This is a genomic window from Actibacterium atlanticum (assembly GCF_000671395.1).
Classification (GTDB): Bacteria; Pseudomonadota; Alphaproteobacteria; order Rhodobacterales; family Rhodobacteraceae; genus Actibacterium_D; species Actibacterium_D atlanticum.
On sequence record NZ_AQQY01000024.1, the window covers coordinates 1 to 1165 of the forward strand.

A 1165-nucleotide genomic window follows, 5' to 3' on the forward strand; every position below is an offset into this window, starting at 1 on the left:
GAGGGACTACCATGAGCATCATCATCGACATCATCGGCCGCGAGATTCTGGACAGCCGGGGCAACCCGACCGTCGAGGTGGACGTTATTCTGGAAGACGGCACCATGGGCCGCGCAGCTGTGCCTTCGGGTGCCTCGACCGGCGCGCATGAGGCTGTCGAAAAGCGGGATGGCGACAAGGGCCGTTATCTGGGCAAAGGCGTGCTGGAAGCCGTCAACGCCGTGAACGGCGAAATCGCCGAAGCGCTGGTTGGCATGGACGTGACCGAACAGGTTGCCATCGACGCCGCCATGATCGAGCTGGACGGCACCGCCAACAAAGGTCGTCTGGGTGCCAACGCCATTCTGGGCGTATCGCTGGCCGCTGCCAAAGCCGCCGCCGATTACACCGCGCAGCCGCTGTTCCGTTATGTGGGTGGCACCTCGGCCCGCGTTCTGCCGGTACCGATGATGAACATCATCAACGGCGGCGAGCACGCTGACAACCCGATCGACATTCAGGAATTCATGATCATGCCCGTCTCGGCATCGAACGTGAAAGAGGCAATCCGCATGGGCGCCGAAGTCTTCCACGCCCTGAAAAAAGAGCTGTCGGCTGCGGGCCACAACACCGGCATCGGTGACGAAGGCGGTTTTGCGCCGAACATCGAAAGCACCCGCGCTGCGCTGGACTTCATCAAGATGGCTGTCGAAAAAGCTGGCTACAAGCTGGGCGAAGATATCTATCTGGCGCTCGATTGCGCCTCGTCGGAATACTATGTCGACGGCAAGTATGAATTCAAAGGCGAAGGCAAGTCTCTGACCTCGGAAGAGAACGCCCAGTATCTGGCCGATCTGTGCGCCGACTACCCGATCATCTCGATCGAAGACGGCATGGATGAAGACGACTGGGAAGGCTGGAAGCTGCTGACCGACATGATCGGTGACAAGGTGCAGCTGGTTGGCGACGACCTGTTTGTGACCAACCCCGCCCGTCTGGCCGATGGTATCGCGCAGGGCGTTGCCAACTCGATGCTGGTTAAAGTCAACCAGATCGGCTCGCTGACCGAAACGCTGAAGGCCGTCGATATGGCCCACCGCGCACGTTATACCAACGTGATGTCGCACCGTTCGGGCGAAACCGAAGACGCCACCATCGCCGACCTGGCCGTGGCGACCAACTGTGG

1 protein-coding gene is annotated in these 1165 nt (G+C 60.4%); it reads left to right on the top strand.

Translation table 11 applies throughout. From position 1 onward, the window contains the following. Positions 1–11 precede the first annotated feature (11 nt). Positions 12–1165: phosphopyruvate hydratase (gene eno / locus ATO10_RS15780; RefSeq protein WP_035253454.1), on the top strand; the 1154-nt coding region annotated here is incomplete at its 3' end.